The 480-nt window shown below is 39.6% G+C and carries 1 pseudogene; it reads right to left on the bottom strand.

The window, feature by feature from the left end:
- Positions 1-269 (bottom strand): annotated as a pseudogene (locus tag BCU12_RS11495) (type I pantothenate kinase); the annotation flags it as partial.
- Positions 270-480: the final 211 nt, after the last annotated feature.

The raw sequence follows: 480 nt of genomic DNA, 5'->3' as shown, positions 1-480 counted from the left end.
CAGACGCTGCCGGCAATGCCAATGATGAATGGCGGAGCGGAGTCATTGCTGTCGAGGAACTTGTGCAACACGGAATTACGACTTTGGCGCGCCTCTATATATAGGTTGAGTAACCGACTTAGTGGTAGATAAATGTCGACCGCTTCATCCATTGAAAGCCGTTCATTAACCCCTTGGAGTTCTTGTATGTCTGACTCTGATAGTGTCATAGGTACAGCGTTACGCAGTTCTGCCCATTTAGCACGATCAAAAGAGATATAAGGACTCATAAGTACCCACAAACATTAGAATAACGAAATAGAATTGCGAACATACAACAAGCGTAAAACATTGCAAATAATAAAGATGTTCAAGCCCCCAAAAAACACAAACTTGAATGAAAAAACACCAAATATTTTCATTACTGTAAAAAAAGCAGTTTTTTTTTAATTTACTATTGCAAGGTCGAATATCATTCAATAGAATGCGCACCACTTATGC

Source organism: Vibrio sp. 10N.261.55.A7 (assembly GCF_002877365.1).
In the GTDB taxonomy this organism is placed as follows: domain Bacteria; phylum Pseudomonadota; class Gammaproteobacteria; order Enterobacterales; family Vibrionaceae; genus Vibrio.
The sequence above is the reverse complement of the archived record's forward strand: the minus strand, read 5'-3'. Positions and strand labels throughout refer to the sequence as shown.